The sequence below is a fragment of the Celeribacter naphthalenivorans genome, from assembly GCF_020524585.1.
Classification (GTDB): domain Bacteria; phylum Pseudomonadota; class Alphaproteobacteria; order Rhodobacterales; family Rhodobacteraceae; genus Celeribacter; species Celeribacter naphthalenivorans.
Map to the genome: position 1 here is coordinate 267,703 of NZ_JAIVLK010000006.1, position 16,484 is coordinate 284,186.

A 16,484-nucleotide genomic window follows, 5' to 3' on the forward strand; every position below is an offset into this window, starting at 1 on the left:
TAAGAAACAGAGTTTTTAAAGATCGGGAAACCGCGTAGCGTCACCTCAATCACGAACTGCACTCTCGCACTTCATCTGACAGGATAGCAAAAATGACCAACGCAGATCTCGCCGCCCGCCGCGTAGATGCCATGGCCCGTGGCGTCGGCGTCATGACCGACCACTTCATCACCCGCGCCGAAAATGCCGAAGTTTGGGACGAAGACGGCAATCGCCTGATCGACTTCGCCGCAGGCATCGCCGTGGTCAACACCGGCCACCGTCACCCGAAAGTCATGGCCGCTGTCAAAGCCCAGCTCGACGGTTTTACCCACACCTGCCACCAAGTTTTGCCCTATGCGCCCTATGTGATGCTCGCCGAACGGCTGAACGCCAAGGTTCCGGGCGCCTTTGACAAGAAAACCGTCTTTGTTACAACCGGCGCAGAAGCCGTTGAAAACGCTGTGAAATGCGCGCGCGCCTATACTGGACGTCCGGCGGTGATCGCCTTTGGCGGCGGTTTCCATGGCCGGACCTTTATGGGCATGTCCTTGACCGGCAAGGTCGTGCCTTACAAGGTCGGTTTCGGCGCCATGATGCCCGATGTGTTCCACGTCCCCTACCCCTGTGCGCTGCATGGCGTCTCTGTCGACGACAGCTTTGCCGCCTTGGACGCGCTGTTCAAAGCCGATGTCGATCCGGCCCGCGTCGCAGCCGTGATTTTCGAACCCGTGCAAGGCGAAGGCGGTTTCTACCCGGCGCCCGCCGACTTCGTCACCCGTCTTCGCGCGCTTTGCGACGCCCACGGCATGGTGATGATCGCCGATGAGGTGCAAACCGGCTTTGGCCGCACCGGCAAACTCTTTGCCATGGAGCATTACGACGTGGCCGCTGACATCACCACCATGGCCAAAGGTCTGGGGGGCGGTCTGCCGATCTCTGCGGTCACCGGCAAGGCCGAGATCATGGATGCGGCGGCACCGGGCGGTCTGGGCGGCACTTATGGCGGCAACCCTCTGGGGATTGCGGCGGGCAACGCCGTTCTGGACGTGATCGAAGAGGAAGACCTCTGTGCACGCGCCGAGGAATTTGGCAACAAACTCAAAGCCGTGTTGAGCGACATTCAATCGACCACGCCGGAGCTTGCCGACATTCGCGGACCCGGCTTCATGGTCGCCGCCGAGTTCATGACCACGGAGGGCAAACCCAACGCCGAGCTGACCGGCAAAATCCGCGTCGAAGCGCTCAAACGCGGTCTCGTGCTTTTGACTTGCGGCGTCTATGGCAATGTGATCCGGTTCCTCGCGCCTCTGACCATCGACGAGCCGGTGTTCAATGAGGCGATGGACATTCTGAAAGATGCGGTGAATGCCGCGCGGGAGAGCTAACATGCGGGCTTTGAACGATCCCAGCCTGATGGAAACACGCGCCTATGTGAATGGCGTTTGGGTTGAGGGGAGAAAGACATTTCCGGTGGAGAATCCGGCCACGGGCGAGGTAATCGCCCATGTCGCCGATCTCTCTGCCGAAGATGTCGCCATGGCGATTGATGCGGCCTATGTGGCGCAACGGGCCTGGGCGCGCGCGGATGTGAAAACCCGCGCGAACACCCTGCGCAAACTCTTTGATCTCATGGTGGAAAATGCCGATGATCTGGCGACCATCCTGACCGCTGAAATGGGCAAACCCTGGGCTGAGGCGCGCGGTGAAATCCTCTATGGCGCGTCCTACATCGAATGGTTCGCGGAAGAGGCCAAACGCGTCTACGGCGATATGATCCCCGGTCCGCAAAACGACAAGCGCATGGTCATCGTCAAGCAAGCCGTAGGTGTCGTCGGCGCGATCACGCCGTGGAACTTCCCCAACGCCATGCTGGCGCGCAAGATGGCCCCTGCCCTTGCCGTTGGCTGTTCCATGGTGGCGCGGCCCTCCGAGTTCACACCCTTGTCCGCGCTGGCTCTGGCGGTTCTGGCCGAACGTGCGGGCATTCCGGCGGGTGTGTTCAACGTGCTCACGGGGCTTGATGCCGCTGGCATGGGCGTCGAGATGTGTGCCAACCCGAAAGTGGCCAAGATCACCTTTACCGGCTCGACCCGGGTGGGCAAAATCCTGTTGTCGCAGGGCGCCGAGACGGTCAAGAAAATGTCGATGGAGCTGGGCGGCAACGCGCCATTCATCGTCTTTGACGACGCCGATGTGGATGCCGCAGTCGAGGGCGCCATGCTCGCCAAATTCCGCAACAACGGCCAGACCTGTGTCTGCGCGAACCGGATTTATGTGCAAGCGGGCGTTTATGAAGAGTTCTCCGAGAAACTCGCCACGGCTTTGGGATCGCTCAAACTGGGCGACGGCTTTGCCGAGGGCGTCAACACCGGCCCGCTGATCAACGCAGCCGCCGTGGCCAAGGTCGAGGATCACATCAAGGATGCGGTCGAAAAAGGCGCCGAAGTGGTTGTCGGCGGCACGCGCTCGAACCTTGGGCAGACCTTCTTTGAGCCGACCGTGCTCAAGGGCGTGACGCAGGCGATGAAAGTCGCCAGTGAGGAAACCTTTGGCCCGCTCGCGCCGCTGGTGAAATTCGACACCGAAGACGAGGCGCTGGAGTTTGCCAATGCCACGGAATTCGGTCTGGCGTCGTATTTCTACACCAACGATCTGAAACGCGCTTGGCGTGTGGGCGAAGCCTTGGAAACCGGCATGGTCGGCATCAACACCGGCGCAATCTCGACGGAAATGGCACCCTTTGGCGGGGTCAAACAGTCCGGTATGGGCCGCGAAGGTTCGAAATACGGCTGTGACGACTATCTCGAGATCAAGAACCTCTGCTTCGGCGGGTTGAACTGATCTTTTTCACGGATAACATGGAAAAGCCTCCCGAAATGGGAGGCTTTTTTATCCTTTGGCCCGCTCCACCATCCCGAAAAGATCGCGCGGATCGTCCGGATCGGCCAGCATATCGAGCGGCTCGCAAAAGTCGGTCCCAGCCACCTTGTCATGCACAAAGCGCAGGGCGGAGAAATCCTCGATCGCGAACCCGACGCTATCAAACAGCGTGATCTGCGCCGCGTCCCGCCGCCCCGACACCTCGCCGCGCATCACCTGCCAAAGCTCAGTGACCGGATGGTCTTCGGCGAGTTGTTGAATCTCGCCCTCGATGCGGGTTTGCTCCGGGTATTCGACGAAAATATCGGCACGCAAAAGGATGTCTTTGTGTAGCTCCGTCTTACCCGGACAGTCGCCGCCGATAGCGTTGATATGCTGGCCGCGGCCGATCATATTGTCGGTCAGGATCGTGGCATATTGCTTGTCGGCGGTGCAGGTGGTGACGATCTGCGCGCCTTCGACGGCCTCTTGCGCCGAAGAACAGGTCGTGATGTCAAAGCCTTGCGCCTCCAAGTTGCGTTTGGCCTTTTCCGTCGCCGCCGGGTCGATGTCATAGAGGCGCAGAGTGTTGATGCCGCAGAGCGCCCGGAACGCCAGCGCCTGAAACTCGCATTGCGCGCCATTGCCGATCATCGCCATGACCTCGGCCCCTTTCGGCGCGAGATATGTTCCAACGAGTGCCGAGGTCGCCGCCGTGCGGAGCGCGGTCAGCACCGTCATTTCCGTCAACAACACCGGATAGCCATTTGAAACAGCGGACAAAACGCCAAAGGCCGTGACGGTCTGGTAGCCCTCTTTCATGTTCTTCGGATGGCCGTTGACGTATTTGAAACCATAAAGCTCCGCATCCGCCGTGGGCATCAGCTCAATCACCCCCTCATGGGAATGCGAGGCGACGCGCGGGGTCTTGTCGAACTCCGGCCAGCGTTTGAAATCCGCCTCGATATAGCCCGCGAGTTCTGTCATGAAAGCCTCCGCCCCCATGGAATTCACCAGCCGCATCATGTTGTGCACGGAGACAAAGGGCACGAAGGCCAGTTTCGAGGGCGAAAGGTCCATCATCCGAAACTCCGGGTCATACGGTCGAGCACGCGACGGCCAAAGAGGCTGGCCGTCAGGTCGCACAAGAGCTTCGCCGTGCGGCCGCGTTCGTCGAGAAAGGGATTGAGTTCCACAAGATCGAGCGAGCCAACCAGCCCGCTGTCACAGAGCGTTTCCATGATCAGATGCGCCTCGCGGAAGGTGGCTCCTCCCGGAACGGTGGTGCCCACGGCGGGCGCGATGCCGGGATCGAGGAAATCGACATCGAAACTGACATGCAAACGCCCGTTGGCGGCCTTCACCCGCTCCAAAAACGCCCGAAGCGGCGCCAGAACGCCGGTTTCATCGAGCGCGCGCATGTCATGGACCTCCATGTTCAAATCCTTGATCCGCGCATGTTCCGCCGGATCGACGGAGCGAATGCCCATGAAACAAACATGCGCCGGATCGACCGCCTGCGCGAGCGCGGGATAGGCCTCGCACTCGCCCTGTCCCGTGAAATATGCGACCGGCGTGCCATGCAGGTTGCCGCTTTCTGTCGTCGCCAGCGTGTGCAAATCCGGATGCGCGTCGAGCCAGAGGACAAAGAGCGGACGCCCCTCTTCGGCGGCGACGCGCGCGACACCGGGCACGGTGCCCGCAGACATCGAATGATCGCCGCCCATGAAAATCGGCAAATCGCTGGTCCGGGCCGCCTCATAGGCCATGGGCTCCAGCGCCTCAATCCAAGCGCGTGTCTCCGCCAGATTGTGCACCGCCGGATTGGCATGGGGCGTCTCGGCCTGTGGCGCGATCTGGACATCGCCCAGATCCGCGACCTGCCATCCGAGGCTCATCAGCACTTCCATAAGCCCCGCGGTGCGAAGGCTCGCGGGCCCCATAAGACAGCCGCGCTGAGACGCGCCGGTCTCAATCGCGGCACCAAGGATGTGGCAGGATTTGCGCATATGGATGAGTCCCTGAAGAAACTGCGTTGCCTTAAGTATGCACGGGCTTTCAGCGGCTTTCATGCTTTTAAATTGCGCATTTCGACATTAAATTTGCGCAAAATGGTAATATGATTGATCAAAACGATAGAGAATTCATGGCCCACACAGAGTTGAACCAAAGCGACCACGCCATTCTCGCCGCCCTGCGCGACAATGCCCGCATGTCGATCACCGAGCTGGCGCAGCACACCGGGCTGTCGCGCAACACCGCGCGGGCGCGGCTTGATGCGCTGGTGGCCGACGGCAGAATCAGACGCTTCACCATCGAGACCGATGTGGATGTCGAAGGCGAGGTACGCGCCATCACTCTGATCGCGTTACAAGGCAAAATGTCGCGGCAGGTGATCCGCGCGCTCAATCGCATTCCAGGGATCAGCACCATCTATGCCACCAATGGCGCCTGGGATCTCGTGGTCGACATCCGCACCGACAGTCTGGTGCAATTTGATCGAATTTTACGGGAAATTCGCGAAGTTCCGGGGGTGGTGAACTCGGAAAGCTGTCTGCTTTTGGCCCATGTCGTGGGGTGATACACCCGTACCAAGCTGCCAAAACAGGCACAGACTCTTGAGCTATGCAAAAACGCGCTGCCCGGTTAATCGATGGGACATCTTGCGTTGCGGGGTCGTTCTTTTTACGTTCAACTTATGGGGGACACACACTTGAAAGATAAAATTCAAGACATTCTCTCCGCCACGACCGTTGCGGAGGTCTGGGACCATTTGCTCTCCTGCCTGATGGAGGTCGGCTTTAACCACGCCCTCTACGGGTTCACCCGTTTTCACACCTCCTCCGGCTTTGGCGACGACAAGGACCATTTGTTCCTGACCAATTTCAACGCGGAGTACATGCAGGGCTATTTCCTCGAAGGCCGCTATCGCCATGGTCCCATGGTGCGTTGGTCTGTCGAAAATACCGGCGCCTGCCCTTGGAGTTGGATCAGAGACAACCTCGAAAACCTCACCGAAGAAGAGCGCGACGTCGTGGCCTTCAATCAGGCCTCTGGCGTCACCAGCGGCTACACCATCGCCTTTCCACACTCGCTGAAACGCGCCAAGGGTGCGATTGGCTTGTCTCTCGAGCCGCATGTGGGCACACAGGCTGAGGCTGATGAGATTTGGGCGCGTCACGGCAGTGAGCTTGAAGTGATCTGCGGTGTTGCGCATCTCAAATTGATCAGCCTTCCTTTGCCGAAACGCATTTTGACCAAGCGCCAGCGCGAGGTGTTGGAATGGATCGGCGACGGAAAAACCGTGGCGGACACGGCGCAGATCATGGGGCTGAACAAGGCCACCGTGGAAAAGCACCTGCGGCTCGCACGCGAATCTCTGGGCGTGGAAACCACCGCTCAGGCTGTGCTGAAAGCGGCGATGCACAATCAAATTTTCACATTCTGATCCGGTCACACGGCCCTTTCTGAGCGCGCGCCCAAGATGACCTTACGTAACCCATAGGTAACATTGGTTAATTTTTAGCCAAAGGTAAGGATGTGCGTAGTTGCACAAATACGATCAGGACGAGACATTGGGCCCGTTCCGGCTTTCTGAGGCTTGGCCTTTTGGGACAGGGGTGACGGGATCGCCAGAGTCATTGGGCTTACCGATACTTCATGAGGGTCGCGGGTTTATAGTCAACTTTGCGGCCCTTAATTCTTCTCTTTCAACAGCTTACACACCTTCGCGGGCTGGCCCTTTCTGGATCGCGCGGCCTTTCAGCACAGAGCTCTCAGGCAACAAAAAAGGGCCGCCCAAAGGCAGCCCCCTCAAACTCATCAGACCTGAAACAGATCAGCCCTGCATCGCTTTCGCGACTTCAGCAGCGAAATCTTCGGTCTCTTTTTCGATGCCTTCGCCAACTTCGAGACGCACGAAACCGGTGATTTCAACACCTGCTTCTGCTGCGGCTTTCTCGACGGTCAGATCGGGGTTCACCACGAAAGCCTGACCCAGAAGGGTGGATTCGGCGATGAATTTCGCCATCCGGCCTTTGATCATGTTCTCGATGATGTTTTCCGGTTTGCCGGACTCGCGGGCGATGTCCATCTGGATCTGCTTTTCTTTCTCAACCACAGCCGGGTCGAGATCAGCTTCGCCAAGACCCTGCGGGTTGGCCGCTGCGATGTGCATCGCAACCTGCTTGCCGAAAGCTTCGTTGTCGCCTTTGAGGCCAACGAGCACACCGATTTTGCCGAGACCGTCAGCCGCTGCGTTGTGGACATAGGTCACAACGGTTTCAGCTTCGATTTTCGCCATGCGACGCACGGACATGTTCTCGCCGATGGTGGCGATCTTGTCGGTGATCAGCTCGGAGACCGGCTTGGAGCCGACTTTGGCGTCTTTGAGGGCTTCGACGTCGGACACGCCCAGAGCGGCCGCGGCGATGTCGTTCACCATGGTCTGGAATTCGGCGTTTTTCGCAACGAAGTCGGTTTCGGAGTTCACTTCGACAGCGACCCCCACGCCACCGTTCACAGCAACGGCCACGAGGCCTTCTGCGGCGGTACGGCCGGATTTCTTGGCGGCTTTCGCCAGACCTTTGGTGCGCAGCCAGTCAACGGCGGCTTCCATGTCGCCATCGGTTTCGACCAACGCTTTTTTCGCGTCCATCATGCCCGCGCCAGTGGATTCGCGCAGTTCTTTCACCTGAGCAGCAGTGATTGCCATGTCGGCTCTCCTCGAATTCTAAGATACACGTATCGGGGGCGGGATACCCTGCCCCCGTATCAATTTTGTAACGACCGCGTCGGGTTTAGCCCGTCACGGTCGAAAAAATCAGGCCTCAGCGGACTCTTCTGCGACGGCTTCTTCAGCGATCGCTTCTTCGAAGGCACCGATGTCCACGCCGGCTGCGCCCATTTGAGCGGTCATGCCGTCAAGCGCCGCACGTGCGACGAGATCGGTGTAGAGCGAGATCGCGCGGGACGCGTCGTCGTTGCCCGGAATGATGTAGTCCACGCCCGCCGGGGAGCAGTTGGAGTCCACAACAGCCACAACCGGGATGCCCAGTTTCTTGGCTTCGAGGATGGCGAGGTCTTCTTTTTTCACGTCGATGACGAAGAGAAGATCCGGCACGCCGCCCATTTCACGGATGCCGCCCAAAGAAGCCTGAAGCTTCTGCTGGTCGCGTTCCATGTTCAGACGCTCTTTCTTGGTGAGGCCTTCTGCGCCGGAGGCGAGGGTCTCATCAATGGCGTTCAGACGCTGGATCGACTGGGACACGGTTTTCCAGTTGGTCAGCGTGCCGCCGAGCCAACGGTGGTTCATGTAGTACTGCGCACATTTCTCAGCGGATTCAGCGATCGCGCCAGCAGCCTGACGTTTGGTGCCGACGAAGAGAATACGGCCGCCTTTGGCAGCAACGTCGCGCACGACCTGCAGAGCCTGGTCCAGCATCGGGACGGTCTGGGTCAGGTCGAAAATGTGGATGCCGTTGCGCTCACCGTAGATGAACTCCTGCATACGCGGGTTCCAACGCTGAGTTTGGTGGCCATAGTGGACGCCAGCTTCCAAGAGCTGACGAATGGAGAAATCGGGAAGCGCCATTCGTGTTTCCTTTCCGGTTTAACGCCTGAGCGGAGGGTCTCAGGGCATATGCCCCAACCGGTGGATCTTTCAGGGATGTCTCCCCCGAGGACCCGCCTCCGCCTGTGAAGTGTTCGCGCATATAGAGAGGAATGTGGGGCTTGGCAACCCCTGCGCCTTGATCAGGGTCGGCCTTGAGTATTTTTTACAGCAAAGGAGACGCAAAGCCCAGTCGACCCCGCATAGCATCTCTTGCCATTTGGTCAAAAACAGGCGCAATAGTCCTATGGACAAATCACATGACATTCTTTGCATCGGCTCGGTGCTTTGGGACGTGATCGGCCGCACGGATCGTTCGATGCGTGTGGGCTCTGACGTACCGGGACGCATCGTGCGGGTGCCGGGCGGTGTGGCGATGAACATCGCCATGGCTCTGGCGCGGTTCGGCATGGTGCCCGATCTCTTGACCGCCATCGGACGCGATCCGGCAGGCGCCGAGTTGATCGAGGCGGCCCGTGTGCGCGGCATTGGCACGGATCACGTCTATCTCTCTGAGGACCTGCCGACAGACATCTATATGGCTGTCGAAGGCGCCAACGGGTTGATCGCCGCCATCGCCGATGCGCACTCCTTGGAGCGCGCGGGCGATAAAATCCTGCGGCCTCTGGCCGATGGGCGTCTGGGCACGGTCAACGCACCTTACGAGGGCCCGGTGGCGCTCGATGGCAATCTGACCACCCAGTTGTTGCGGGAGATTGCGCAGTCGCCCTTGTTTGCCAGAGCCGATCTGCGCGTCGCGCCCGCCTCGCCGGGCAAGGCCGAGCGGTTGGTGCCGCTGTTGGATCACCCGCGGGCAACGCTTTATGTCAATCTCGAAGAGGCCGGGCTTTTGGCCCAGACCCAGTTCGAGACCTCGGCGGAGGCTGCGAAGGTTCTTGTCGAAGACCGTGGTGCGCATCGGGTCTTGGTCACCAATGGTGGCAAAGATGCCTCGATGGCCTGCAATGGAGAGGTCCTGACCCAAACCCCGCCCGAAGTTCTGGTCGCACGTGTGACCGGCGCGGGCGATACCTTCATGGCGGCGCATATTGCCGCCGAAATGCGTGGCGCGAATGCCGCCGACGCTTTGACTGCGGCGCTAGAAGCGGCCGCTCACTATGTTTCCGGAGATACCCCCCTATGACCCTGCCGATGATGTATGCCCCCGAAGTTGCCGACGCGCTGGAGGCGGGCCGTCCCGTCGTGGCGCTCGAGTCCACGATCATCACCCATGGCATGCCCTACCCGCAAAACGTCGAAACCGCCCAGACGGTCGAAGAAGACATCCGGGCCGCAGGCGCCGTTCCTGCGACCATCGCGGTGCTCGACGGTGTGCTCCATATCGGCCTGACCGAGACACAGCTCAAAGCGCTTGGTCAGGCGACGGGCGTGATGAAAGTGTCCCGCGCTGACCTTCCGGTCTGTATTGCGCGCGGCGCGACAGGTGCGACCACCGTGGCCGCCACTATGATTGCGGCTGAGATTGCCGGGATCAAAGTCTTTGCCACCGGCGGCATCGGCGGCGTGCATCGCGGTGCCGAAGAGACCTTTGACATCTCCGCCGACCTTTTGGAGCTGGGCGAAACCGCCGTCACCGTTGTGGCTGCCGGGCCGAAAGCCATCCTCGACATTCCGAAGACGCTCGAAGTTCTGGAAACCCATGGCGTGCCGGTGATCGCCTATGGACAAGACGAGATCCCGGCGTTTTGGTCGCGGGCCTCTGGCCTGCCCGCGCCGTTGCGCATGGACAGCGCCGGTGAGATCGCGCGCGCCATGGAGATGCGCGCCGCGATGGGGCTTAAGGGCGGTCAACTGGTGGCCAACCCGATCCCCGAAGCGGATGAGATTCCGCGCGAGGTGATCATGCCCTATGTCGAAACCGCCCTCAAAGAGGCCGAGGACAAGGGCATTGCCGCGAAAGAGGTCACGCCCTTCCTGTTGCAGCGCATGTTCGAGCTGACCGAGGGCAAATCTCTGGTCGCCAATATCGCATTGGTGCGCAACAACGCGCGGCTTGCGGCCCAAATAGCCTCTGAATTGACCGCCAAATAACCGAAGAGACATGCAAATCGCGATTGAGAACGGAAAATCGACCAGCGGCTTATTGTGTCTTAACACATGCCCCCCTAAGTTCCCTCTCAATCGCGCCTCTTACACGGTCAGTCCCCTAGAATGAACAACCCCTTCGAAGACGAAACCCACCCGCCCCAACCGCGCAAGCCGGGGCTTTTCGCGCATTTGCGTGCGGCGTTTCTCACGGGGCTTGTCGTGGTCGCGCCCATCGGGCTGACGGCCTATGTGATCTGGACCGTGATCGGCTGGGTCGATGGCTGGGTTTTGACCTTTGTGCCCTCGAGCTACCACCCGGATGCGCTGATCAACCGCTTCCTGGGCTACACCGAGCCGGGCGAGCAAATTCACATCAACCTGCGCGGCGCGGGTGTGGTGATTTTCCTGATCTTCACCGTGGTGGTCGGCTGGATCGCCAAGGGCCTCGTGGGCCGCTCGCTCATTCGCTGGGCGGAGAACCTTGTGGACCGCACGCCCGTGGTGCGGTCGATCTACAATGGCGTGAAACAGATCGCGGAAACCGTGTTTTCGCAATCCGGCACCTCTTTCGACAAGGCCTGTCTGATCGAATATCCCCGTCGCGGGATTTGGGCCATCGGGTTCGTGTCCACCAAAGCCAAGGGCGAAGTGGCGCGGCGCACGCCCGAGGATGAGAAATACCTGTCGGTCTTTGTGCCGACCACGCCGAACCCGACCTCGGGCTTTTTGCTGTTCTTCCCGGAGAGCGATGTGATCCTGCTCGACATGACGGTCGAGGATGCCGCGAAACTGGTGATCTCTGCCGGACTGGTCTACCCGAACCCAAAGGACCCGACGCAGCCGCCGGCTGAGCAGCTCCCGGATACGCCCCAGTAAGGTATCCGTAAGGTTTCAGGCGAACATCTCATGCAAATCGACGCTGGCGCGTTCGCCCAGATCGTCGAAATGCTCCGCCAGAAACGTATCGCAGGCCGCCCTGCCCGCCGCTTTCAACCGTGACAGGATCAGAGGCGATGGCACCAGTTTGGTGCGCGCCGACAGCTCCTGCATCAGCGTGTCATCGGCGATCATATGCACCAGAACATCCTTCATCGTGCCATGTGGCAGGCGTTCGGCGGCAATCAATTCGCGCACGAATTGCACCGCGCGCAGCTCGCGCAACAGCGAGGAATTAAACGAAATCTCGTTGATCCGGTTCTGAATCTCCTCGGGTGTTTTCGGCGTGCCGGGGCGCTCCAGAGGGTTGATGTTGACGATCACCACATCCGACGGAAAATCTTTTTCGAACAACGGAAACAGCGCCGGGTTGCCGGTATAGCCGCCGTCCCAGTAAGGATCTGTCACGCCGGTCACCGGGTCAGTGATCTGCACCGCTTGGAACAGCTCTGGCAGACATGCAGAGGCAAGGATCACATCCGTGTTCACCTCATCGCCGGAAAACACCCGGATTTTTCCGGTACGCACATTGGTGGTGGAGATGAACAGCGCCGGGCCGTCTTCGGCGCCCAAAACACTGCAATTCAGCTCTTCGACCACATCGTTCAAAGGGTTCTGATAAAAGGCGCCGTAGACATAGGGGCTGGTCACCGTGGCAATGGAATCGAGAAAGGCAAAAGGCACGGTGTATTGCATCATCTTGGTGAAGAGCTCGGTCGTGGGACCGAATTGCGACATCCAGGCGTTGAGCCGCATGTCCGACACCGCGCCCATCTGCGCCCAGACGCCGTCGAGCGCCGCCTTGGCGCCCGCACGCCCGCCCTGCACGAGGCCGGATTTCAATGCCGCGCCGTTCAAGGCCCCCGCCGAGGTGCCGGAAATCGCGGCGATTTCCACCTCCTCATGCTCCAGCATGCGATCCAACACGCCCCAGGTGAAGGCGCCATGCGCGCCTCCGCCCTGAAGCGCGAGGTTGATCTTTTTGACAGTTTTGGGCGCCTTCTTTGCCATCAGAGCGCGGTCCAGCCGCCATCCACGGAGATCGTCGTGCCGGTGATCTGATTGGCCGCCGAAGAGGCGAGGAAGACGCAGGTGCCGCCCAGTTCTTCGACCGTGGCGAATTGTTTCGACGGCTGACGGTCGAGCAGAACCTCGCGGATCACCGTCTCGCGGTCCATGCCGTATTTCTCCATCGTATCCGGGATTTGCGCCTCCACCAGCGGGGTCAGAACATAGCCCGGACAGATCGCATTGCAGGTGATCGGTTCCTCAGCGGTCTCAAGTGCGGTCACCTTGGTCAGCCCCACCACGCCATGTTTCGCGGCCACGTAAGCGGATTTATAGGGCGAGGCGGTCAGGCCATGCGCGGAGGCGATGTTGATCACCCGGCCCCAGCCCGCCGCGCGCATCATCGGCAGAGCCGCCGCCGTGGTGTGAAAGGCGGAACTGAGGTTGATCGCGATGATCGCATCCCATTTCGCCGCCGGAAATTCGTCGATCCCCGCGACGTGTTGAATGCCCGCATTGTTGACGAGAATATCGCAGGTCCCGGCCTTCTCAATGAGTGCCCGACATTCGTCGCCCTTCGACATATCCGCCTTGATATAGCGCGCGGTGACGCCGAACTCTTTGCCGATCTCCTCGGCCAGCGCGTGATCCTCGTCGCGATCGGTGAAGGAATTGAGCACCACATGCGCGCCCGCTTTCGCCAATTCGCGCGCCACACCAAGCCCGATTCCCGAATTCGACCCGGTGATCACAGCGGTTTTACCTTGAACAGTCATTTATCTCTCCCATGTCTTTGCTCACGACTTTAGATGCTGCATCTGCAAATCAAAGGGGAGAATCGCCGTAACCGTATGAGAATCGGTAAATTCGGCGACAGATTTGCGGGAAGATGCTGACGGATAAGATTTTTATCTGCCTGTTCAAAAGGCGCTTTTGACCAAGCCCGCTTGGAAATACAGCCAATTTTGAACCAAAAAAAACGCCCGCACGAGGCGGGCGCTGAGTTATTGAGGCAGGTTTCATACAGGCAAGAAACCTATCGAGCAGTGACTTCTTTATACGCGGTTCCACGCCGTACTCCAAGCTAAAAGTTTGAAAACACATTCGCGGCGGCATAGTTTGGTGCACAACGACAAAACGAGCGAAGGCACCCATGGCACAGCAGTATCTTCATCTGGTCAAGACCGGCGCAGCCGCATTGACCCTGATCCCCATGCTCAGCACCACGGCGCTGGCGGAGCCCTCGCATGGGCTGGCCATGTATGGCGCCCCTGAGCTTCCCGCCGACTTCACCGCCCTGCCCTATGTCCGTGCCGACGCACCCAAGGGCGGCAAGATCGTCACCGGCGAAGGCGGCACATTTGATAGCCTCAATCCCTTTATCGACAAAGGCAATGTGCCCTGGCAGCTGCGCTACATGATGGCCGAAAGCCTGATGATTCAGGCCTATTCCGAACCTTTCTCGCTCTACTGTCTGCTCTGTGAGACGGTCGATACGGATGAAGATCGCACCTGGGTCGAGTTTACGCTCCGGCCCGAGGCGAAGTTCTCCGACGGCACGCCGGTAACGGTCGAGGATGTGATGTGGTCTTTTGAGACGCTGGGCACCGTTGGCCATGACCGCTACGGCTTGCTCTGGAATCAGATCGACAGCGTCGAGCAGACCGGCGACAGATCCGTGAAATTCACCTTCAACACGGAAAACCGCGAATTGGCGCTTTTGGTCGCCACCCGTCCGATCCTGAAAAAGGCCTATTGGGACGACAAGGAGTTCACCAAATCCGGCATGGACCAGATCCCGGTGACCTCCGCGCCCTATGTGGTGACCAACGCCAATCCCGGCATGTTCATCGAGATGACCCGCAACCCGGACTATTGGGGCAAGGACCTGCCGGTGATGCAGGGTCAGGCAAATTTCAACACCATCCGGTTTGAGTTTTTCGCCGATCCCTCGCTGGTGATCGAGGCCTTCAAAGCCGGAGAGCTGAACGCGCACCGCGAATTCAATGTGCAGACCTGGCAGGATCAATACGACTTCCCCGCCGTGACCCGCGGCGATGTGATCAAATCAGAAATTCCGCACCAACGCCCCACCGGCATGACCGGATTTGCGATGAACACCCGCCTGCCGCAATTTGCCGATTGGCGCGTCCGGCAAGCGATGATCGAGGCCTTCAACTTTAACTATATCAACGAGGCCCAGACCGAGAACCAGCAGACCCGCATCACCTCTTACTTCTCCAACTCGCCTCTGGGCATGCGGCCGGGGCCTGCCGAGGGACGTGTCAAAGAGCTGTTGGAGCCCTATCAGGACGATCTTTTGCCGGGCGTGATGGAGGGCTACACCCTGCCCGAGACCTCGGGCCGCGAGATCGACCGGGGCGCGATGCGCCGCGCGCTTGGACTGATGGAAGAGGCGGGCTGGACCATCGACAATGGCCAGATGAAGAACGCCAATGGTGATCTCTTCACCTTTGAAATCTTGCTCATGGTGGGCGACGATGAAAACCAATCGATCATCGACACCTACACGCAGATGCTCAACCAGTTGGGTATTCAGCCGAAAATTTCCGTGGTTGATAAACCGCAATATATCCAGCGCACGGGCAACTTCGATTTCGGCATGACGCCGGTGCGCTACGGCACGTCGCTCAGCCCTGGCAACGAACAATATGCCTATTTCGGTCAGGCCGCCGCCGATCAATCCGGCTCGCGCAACATCGCGGGCGTCAAGGACCCGGTGGTGGACGCGATGATCGCCAAGATGCTCGACGCCAGCGACCGCGAAGACAGCCTCGCCGCCACCCGCGCGCTCGACCGCCTCTTGACCGCAGGGCGCTACGCCATCCCGCTCTACGCCTGGAACGAAAGCTTCAACGCACATGTGAAGGAGTTGCACTATCCTGAGCCCTTGCCTTTGTACGGCGATTGGATCATGTGGCGGGAAATGACGTGGTACTGGGAAGAATAATCCTTCAGGCCCGAAGAAAATAACCCTTTAGAGACATGGGAAGAATGAACATGAAAAAAGCAGCAGTCGCCCTCCTCCTCACCCTCACGCTCACCTCCACGTTGACCGCCTGCGGCACCGTCGCAGGTGTCGGCGAAGACATCACAGGCGCCTCGCGCACGGTTCAGGGCTGGTTCTGATCGGTGATTTTACGTTGGACTGTCACGGTTCTGGTGATCGCCAGCCTCTCCGGCTGTGCGGTCGCCCGCGTCGGCGCCAAAGCCACGAAAGCGACGGTCAAGACAACTGCCCGCGTGATCAGCTGAGCGATGTCACCCAGAGGATCGTCGCATCTTCCGGGCTGACCGAAATCACATTGTGCCCCATCGAGGCGTCGTAATAGGCGCTGTCGCCGCGGCGCATTTCGACCGGCTCATAGAACTCAGTGATCAGCTTGATGACGCCCGTCAGCACGTAGAGGAATTCCTCGCCGTCGTGGCGCACCCAGCCGTCGAATTCCTCGAAACTGCGTGCGCGAATGGTGGCGCGATAGGGCAGCATGGACTTCTTGGTCAGCGCGCCTGCCAGCATTTCGTGCTCATAAGTCGCCGTCGGATGGGCGGCACCCTCGCCCGATTTCGTCACCGCCATCCGGCCCGAAATCTGCGCCTTCTGCGGCGGGGTGAAAAGCTGCGGCACGGAAATCTCCAGCCCCACGGCGAGCTTTTTGAGCGCGTCATAAGTGGGGGACATCTGGCCGTTTTCGATCTTCGACAGCGTAGATCGCGCGAGACCCGCCTGCGTTGCCGCCTGCTCTAAAGTCCAGCCACGCGCTTTGCGCAGATCGCGCACCCGCAATCCCAAATCCAAAGGCCGCGCCTCATCGGGGGCGCCTTCGACGCCCTCGCGGGCCAAACGGATGAGGCTGGGTGTATGATCGTCTTGCATGGCGGTCTTTTAGCGCGCCAAAGAGAAAAAGGAAAAGGCAAAAGAAAGCCCCCGGATGCTGTTACCGCATCTTCGGGGGCTCTTTAAACGCCCCACTCAAACCTTCATGGGCCATGAGATGAGACGCTTTGGGCAGGGTCA

Annotated in this window: 17 protein-coding genes; 10 read left to right on the plus strand and 7 right to left on the minus strand. The window is 59.7% G+C overall.

Annotation, left to right across the window (positions count from 1 at the left end; all coding sequences use genetic code 11):
• The first annotated feature begins 92 nt into the window (after positions 1 to 92).
• Positions 93 to 1,367 (plus strand): 4-aminobutyrate--2-oxoglutarate transaminase, encoded by a 1,275-nt coding sequence (locus LC094_RS14700; RefSeq protein WP_226553543.1) that lies wholly within the window; start codon positions 93 to 95, stop codon positions 1,365 to 1,367.
• Position 1,368: 1 nt separating this feature from the next.
• The gene (locus LC094_RS14705; RefSeq protein WP_319003298.1) at positions 1,369 to 2,823 is read left to right on the plus strand and encodes an NAD-dependent succinate-semialdehyde dehydrogenase; all 1,455 of its coding nucleotides are present in this window, start codon (positions 1,369 to 1,371) and stop codon (positions 2,821 to 2,823) included.
• Positions 2,824 to 2,871: 48 nt separating this feature from the next.
• Here the strand turns inward: LC094_RS14705 and LC094_RS14710 are convergent, their stop codons facing one another.
• Complete coding sequence (locus tag LC094_RS14710; protein ID WP_319003299.1) at positions 2,872 to 3,924, minus strand: ornithine cyclodeaminase; 1,053 nt, start codon at positions 3,922 to 3,924, stop codon at positions 2,872 to 2,874.
• Positions 3,921 to 4,850 carry an arginase gene (gene rocF, locus LC094_RS14715; protein ID WP_226553544.1) on the minus strand — a complete coding sequence of 310 codons (930 nt, stop codon included), beginning with the start codon at positions 4,848 to 4,850 and terminating at the stop codon, positions 3,921 to 3,923. The genes LC094_RS14710 and rocF overlap by 4 nt, the downstream gene beginning before the upstream one ends.
• Positions 4,851 to 4,987: 137 nt before the next feature.
• Between rocF and LC094_RS14720 the strand changes: the two genes are divergently transcribed.
• A complete protein-coding gene (locus LC094_RS14720) occupies positions 4,988 to 5,422 on the plus strand; it encodes an Lrp/AsnC family transcriptional regulator (RefSeq protein WP_226553545.1) in 435 nt (144 codons plus the stop codon).
• A 132-nt stretch (positions 5,423 to 5,554) separates the two neighbouring features.
• Positions 5,555 to 6,289 carry a helix-turn-helix transcriptional regulator gene (locus tag LC094_RS14725; RefSeq protein ID WP_226553546.1) on the plus strand — a complete coding sequence of 245 codons (735 nt, stop codon included), beginning with the start codon at positions 5,555 to 5,557 and terminating at the stop codon, positions 6,287 to 6,289.
• Between the two features lie 390 nt (positions 6,290 to 6,679).
• On the opposite strand, the gene tsf is transcribed toward LC094_RS14725, so the two are convergent.
• Together tsf and rpsB are read right to left on the minus strand one after the other, a co-directional pair.
• Complete coding sequence (gene tsf / locus LC094_RS14730) at positions 6,680 to 7,555, minus strand: translation elongation factor Ts (RefSeq protein ID WP_226553547.1); 876 nt, start codon at positions 7,553 to 7,555, stop codon at positions 6,680 to 6,682.
• 108 nt (positions 7,556 to 7,663) lie between these two features.
• Positions 7,664 to 8,434, minus strand: a complete 771-nt coding sequence (gene rpsB / locus LC094_RS14735; protein WP_226553548.1) for a 30S ribosomal protein S2 — start codon at positions 8,432 to 8,434, stop codon at positions 7,664 to 7,666.
• 265 nt (positions 8,435 to 8,699) lie between these two features.
• On the opposite strand from rpsB, the gene LC094_RS14740 reads away from it, so the two are divergent.
• The 3 genes from LC094_RS14740 (at position 8,700) to LC094_RS14750 (ending at position 11,377) form a co-directional block, all read left to right on the plus strand.
• Positions 8,700 to 9,596, plus strand: coding sequence for a PfkB family carbohydrate kinase (locus tag LC094_RS14740; RefSeq protein ID WP_226553549.1), 897 nt, complete (start codon positions 8,700 to 8,702; stop codon positions 9,594 to 9,596).
• The gene (locus LC094_RS14745) at positions 9,593 to 10,504 is read left to right on the plus strand and encodes a pseudouridine-5'-phosphate glycosidase (RefSeq protein WP_226553550.1); all 912 of its coding nucleotides are present in this window, start codon (positions 9,593 to 9,595) and stop codon (positions 10,502 to 10,504) included. The genes LC094_RS14740 and LC094_RS14745 overlap by 4 nt, the downstream gene beginning before the upstream one ends.
• Before the next feature lie 120 nt (positions 10,505 to 10,624).
• A complete protein-coding gene (locus LC094_RS14750; RefSeq protein WP_226553551.1) occupies positions 10,625 to 11,377 on the plus strand; it encodes a DUF502 domain-containing protein in 753 nt (250 codons plus the stop codon).
• A 15-nt stretch (positions 11,378 to 11,392) separates the two neighbouring features.
• Here the strand turns inward: LC094_RS14750 and LC094_RS14755 are convergent, their stop codons facing one another.
• Together LC094_RS14755 and LC094_RS14760 are read right to left on the minus strand one after the other, a co-directional pair.
• Positions 11,393 to 12,448: a patatin-like phospholipase family protein gene (locus LC094_RS14755; RefSeq protein WP_226553552.1), complete on the minus strand. Its 1,056-nt coding sequence runs from the start codon at positions 12,446 to 12,448 to the stop codon at positions 11,393 to 11,395.
• Positions 12,448 to 13,221, minus strand: a complete 774-nt coding sequence (locus tag LC094_RS14760; RefSeq protein WP_226553553.1) for a 3-hydroxybutyrate dehydrogenase — start codon at positions 13,219 to 13,221, stop codon at positions 12,448 to 12,450. The genes LC094_RS14755 and LC094_RS14760 overlap by 1 nt, the downstream gene beginning before the upstream one ends.
• A gap of 377 nt (positions 13,222 to 13,598) precedes the next feature.
• Between LC094_RS14760 and LC094_RS14765 the strand changes: the two genes are divergently transcribed.
• The 3 genes from LC094_RS14765 to LC094_RS21605 are packed head-to-tail and all read left to right on the plus strand — an operon-like array spanning position 13,599 to position 15,721.
• Complete coding sequence (locus LC094_RS14765) at positions 13,599 to 15,416, plus strand: extracellular solute-binding protein (RefSeq protein ID WP_226553554.1); 1,818 nt, start codon at positions 13,599 to 13,601, stop codon at positions 15,414 to 15,416.
• A gap of 50 nt (positions 15,417 to 15,466) precedes the next feature.
• On the plus strand, positions 15,467 to 15,595 hold the full coding sequence (locus LC094_RS21600) for an ECN family pore-forming entericidin (protein WP_167600358.1): 129 nt from the start codon (positions 15,467 to 15,469) through the stop codon (positions 15,593 to 15,595).
• A gap of 3 nt (positions 15,596 to 15,598) precedes the next feature.
• Positions 15,599 to 15,721: a hypothetical protein gene (locus tag LC094_RS21605; RefSeq protein WP_264186510.1), complete on the plus strand. Its 123-nt coding sequence runs from the start codon at positions 15,599 to 15,601 to the stop codon at positions 15,719 to 15,721.
• Here the strand turns inward: LC094_RS21605 and LC094_RS14770 are convergent.
• On the minus strand, positions 15,714 to 16,343 hold the full coding sequence (locus LC094_RS14770) for a helix-turn-helix domain-containing protein (RefSeq protein ID WP_226553555.1): 630 nt from the start codon (positions 16,341 to 16,343) through the stop codon (positions 15,714 to 15,716). The genes LC094_RS21605 and LC094_RS14770 overlap by 8 nt on opposite strands.
• Between the last annotated feature and the right edge of the window lie 141 nt (positions 16,344 to 16,484).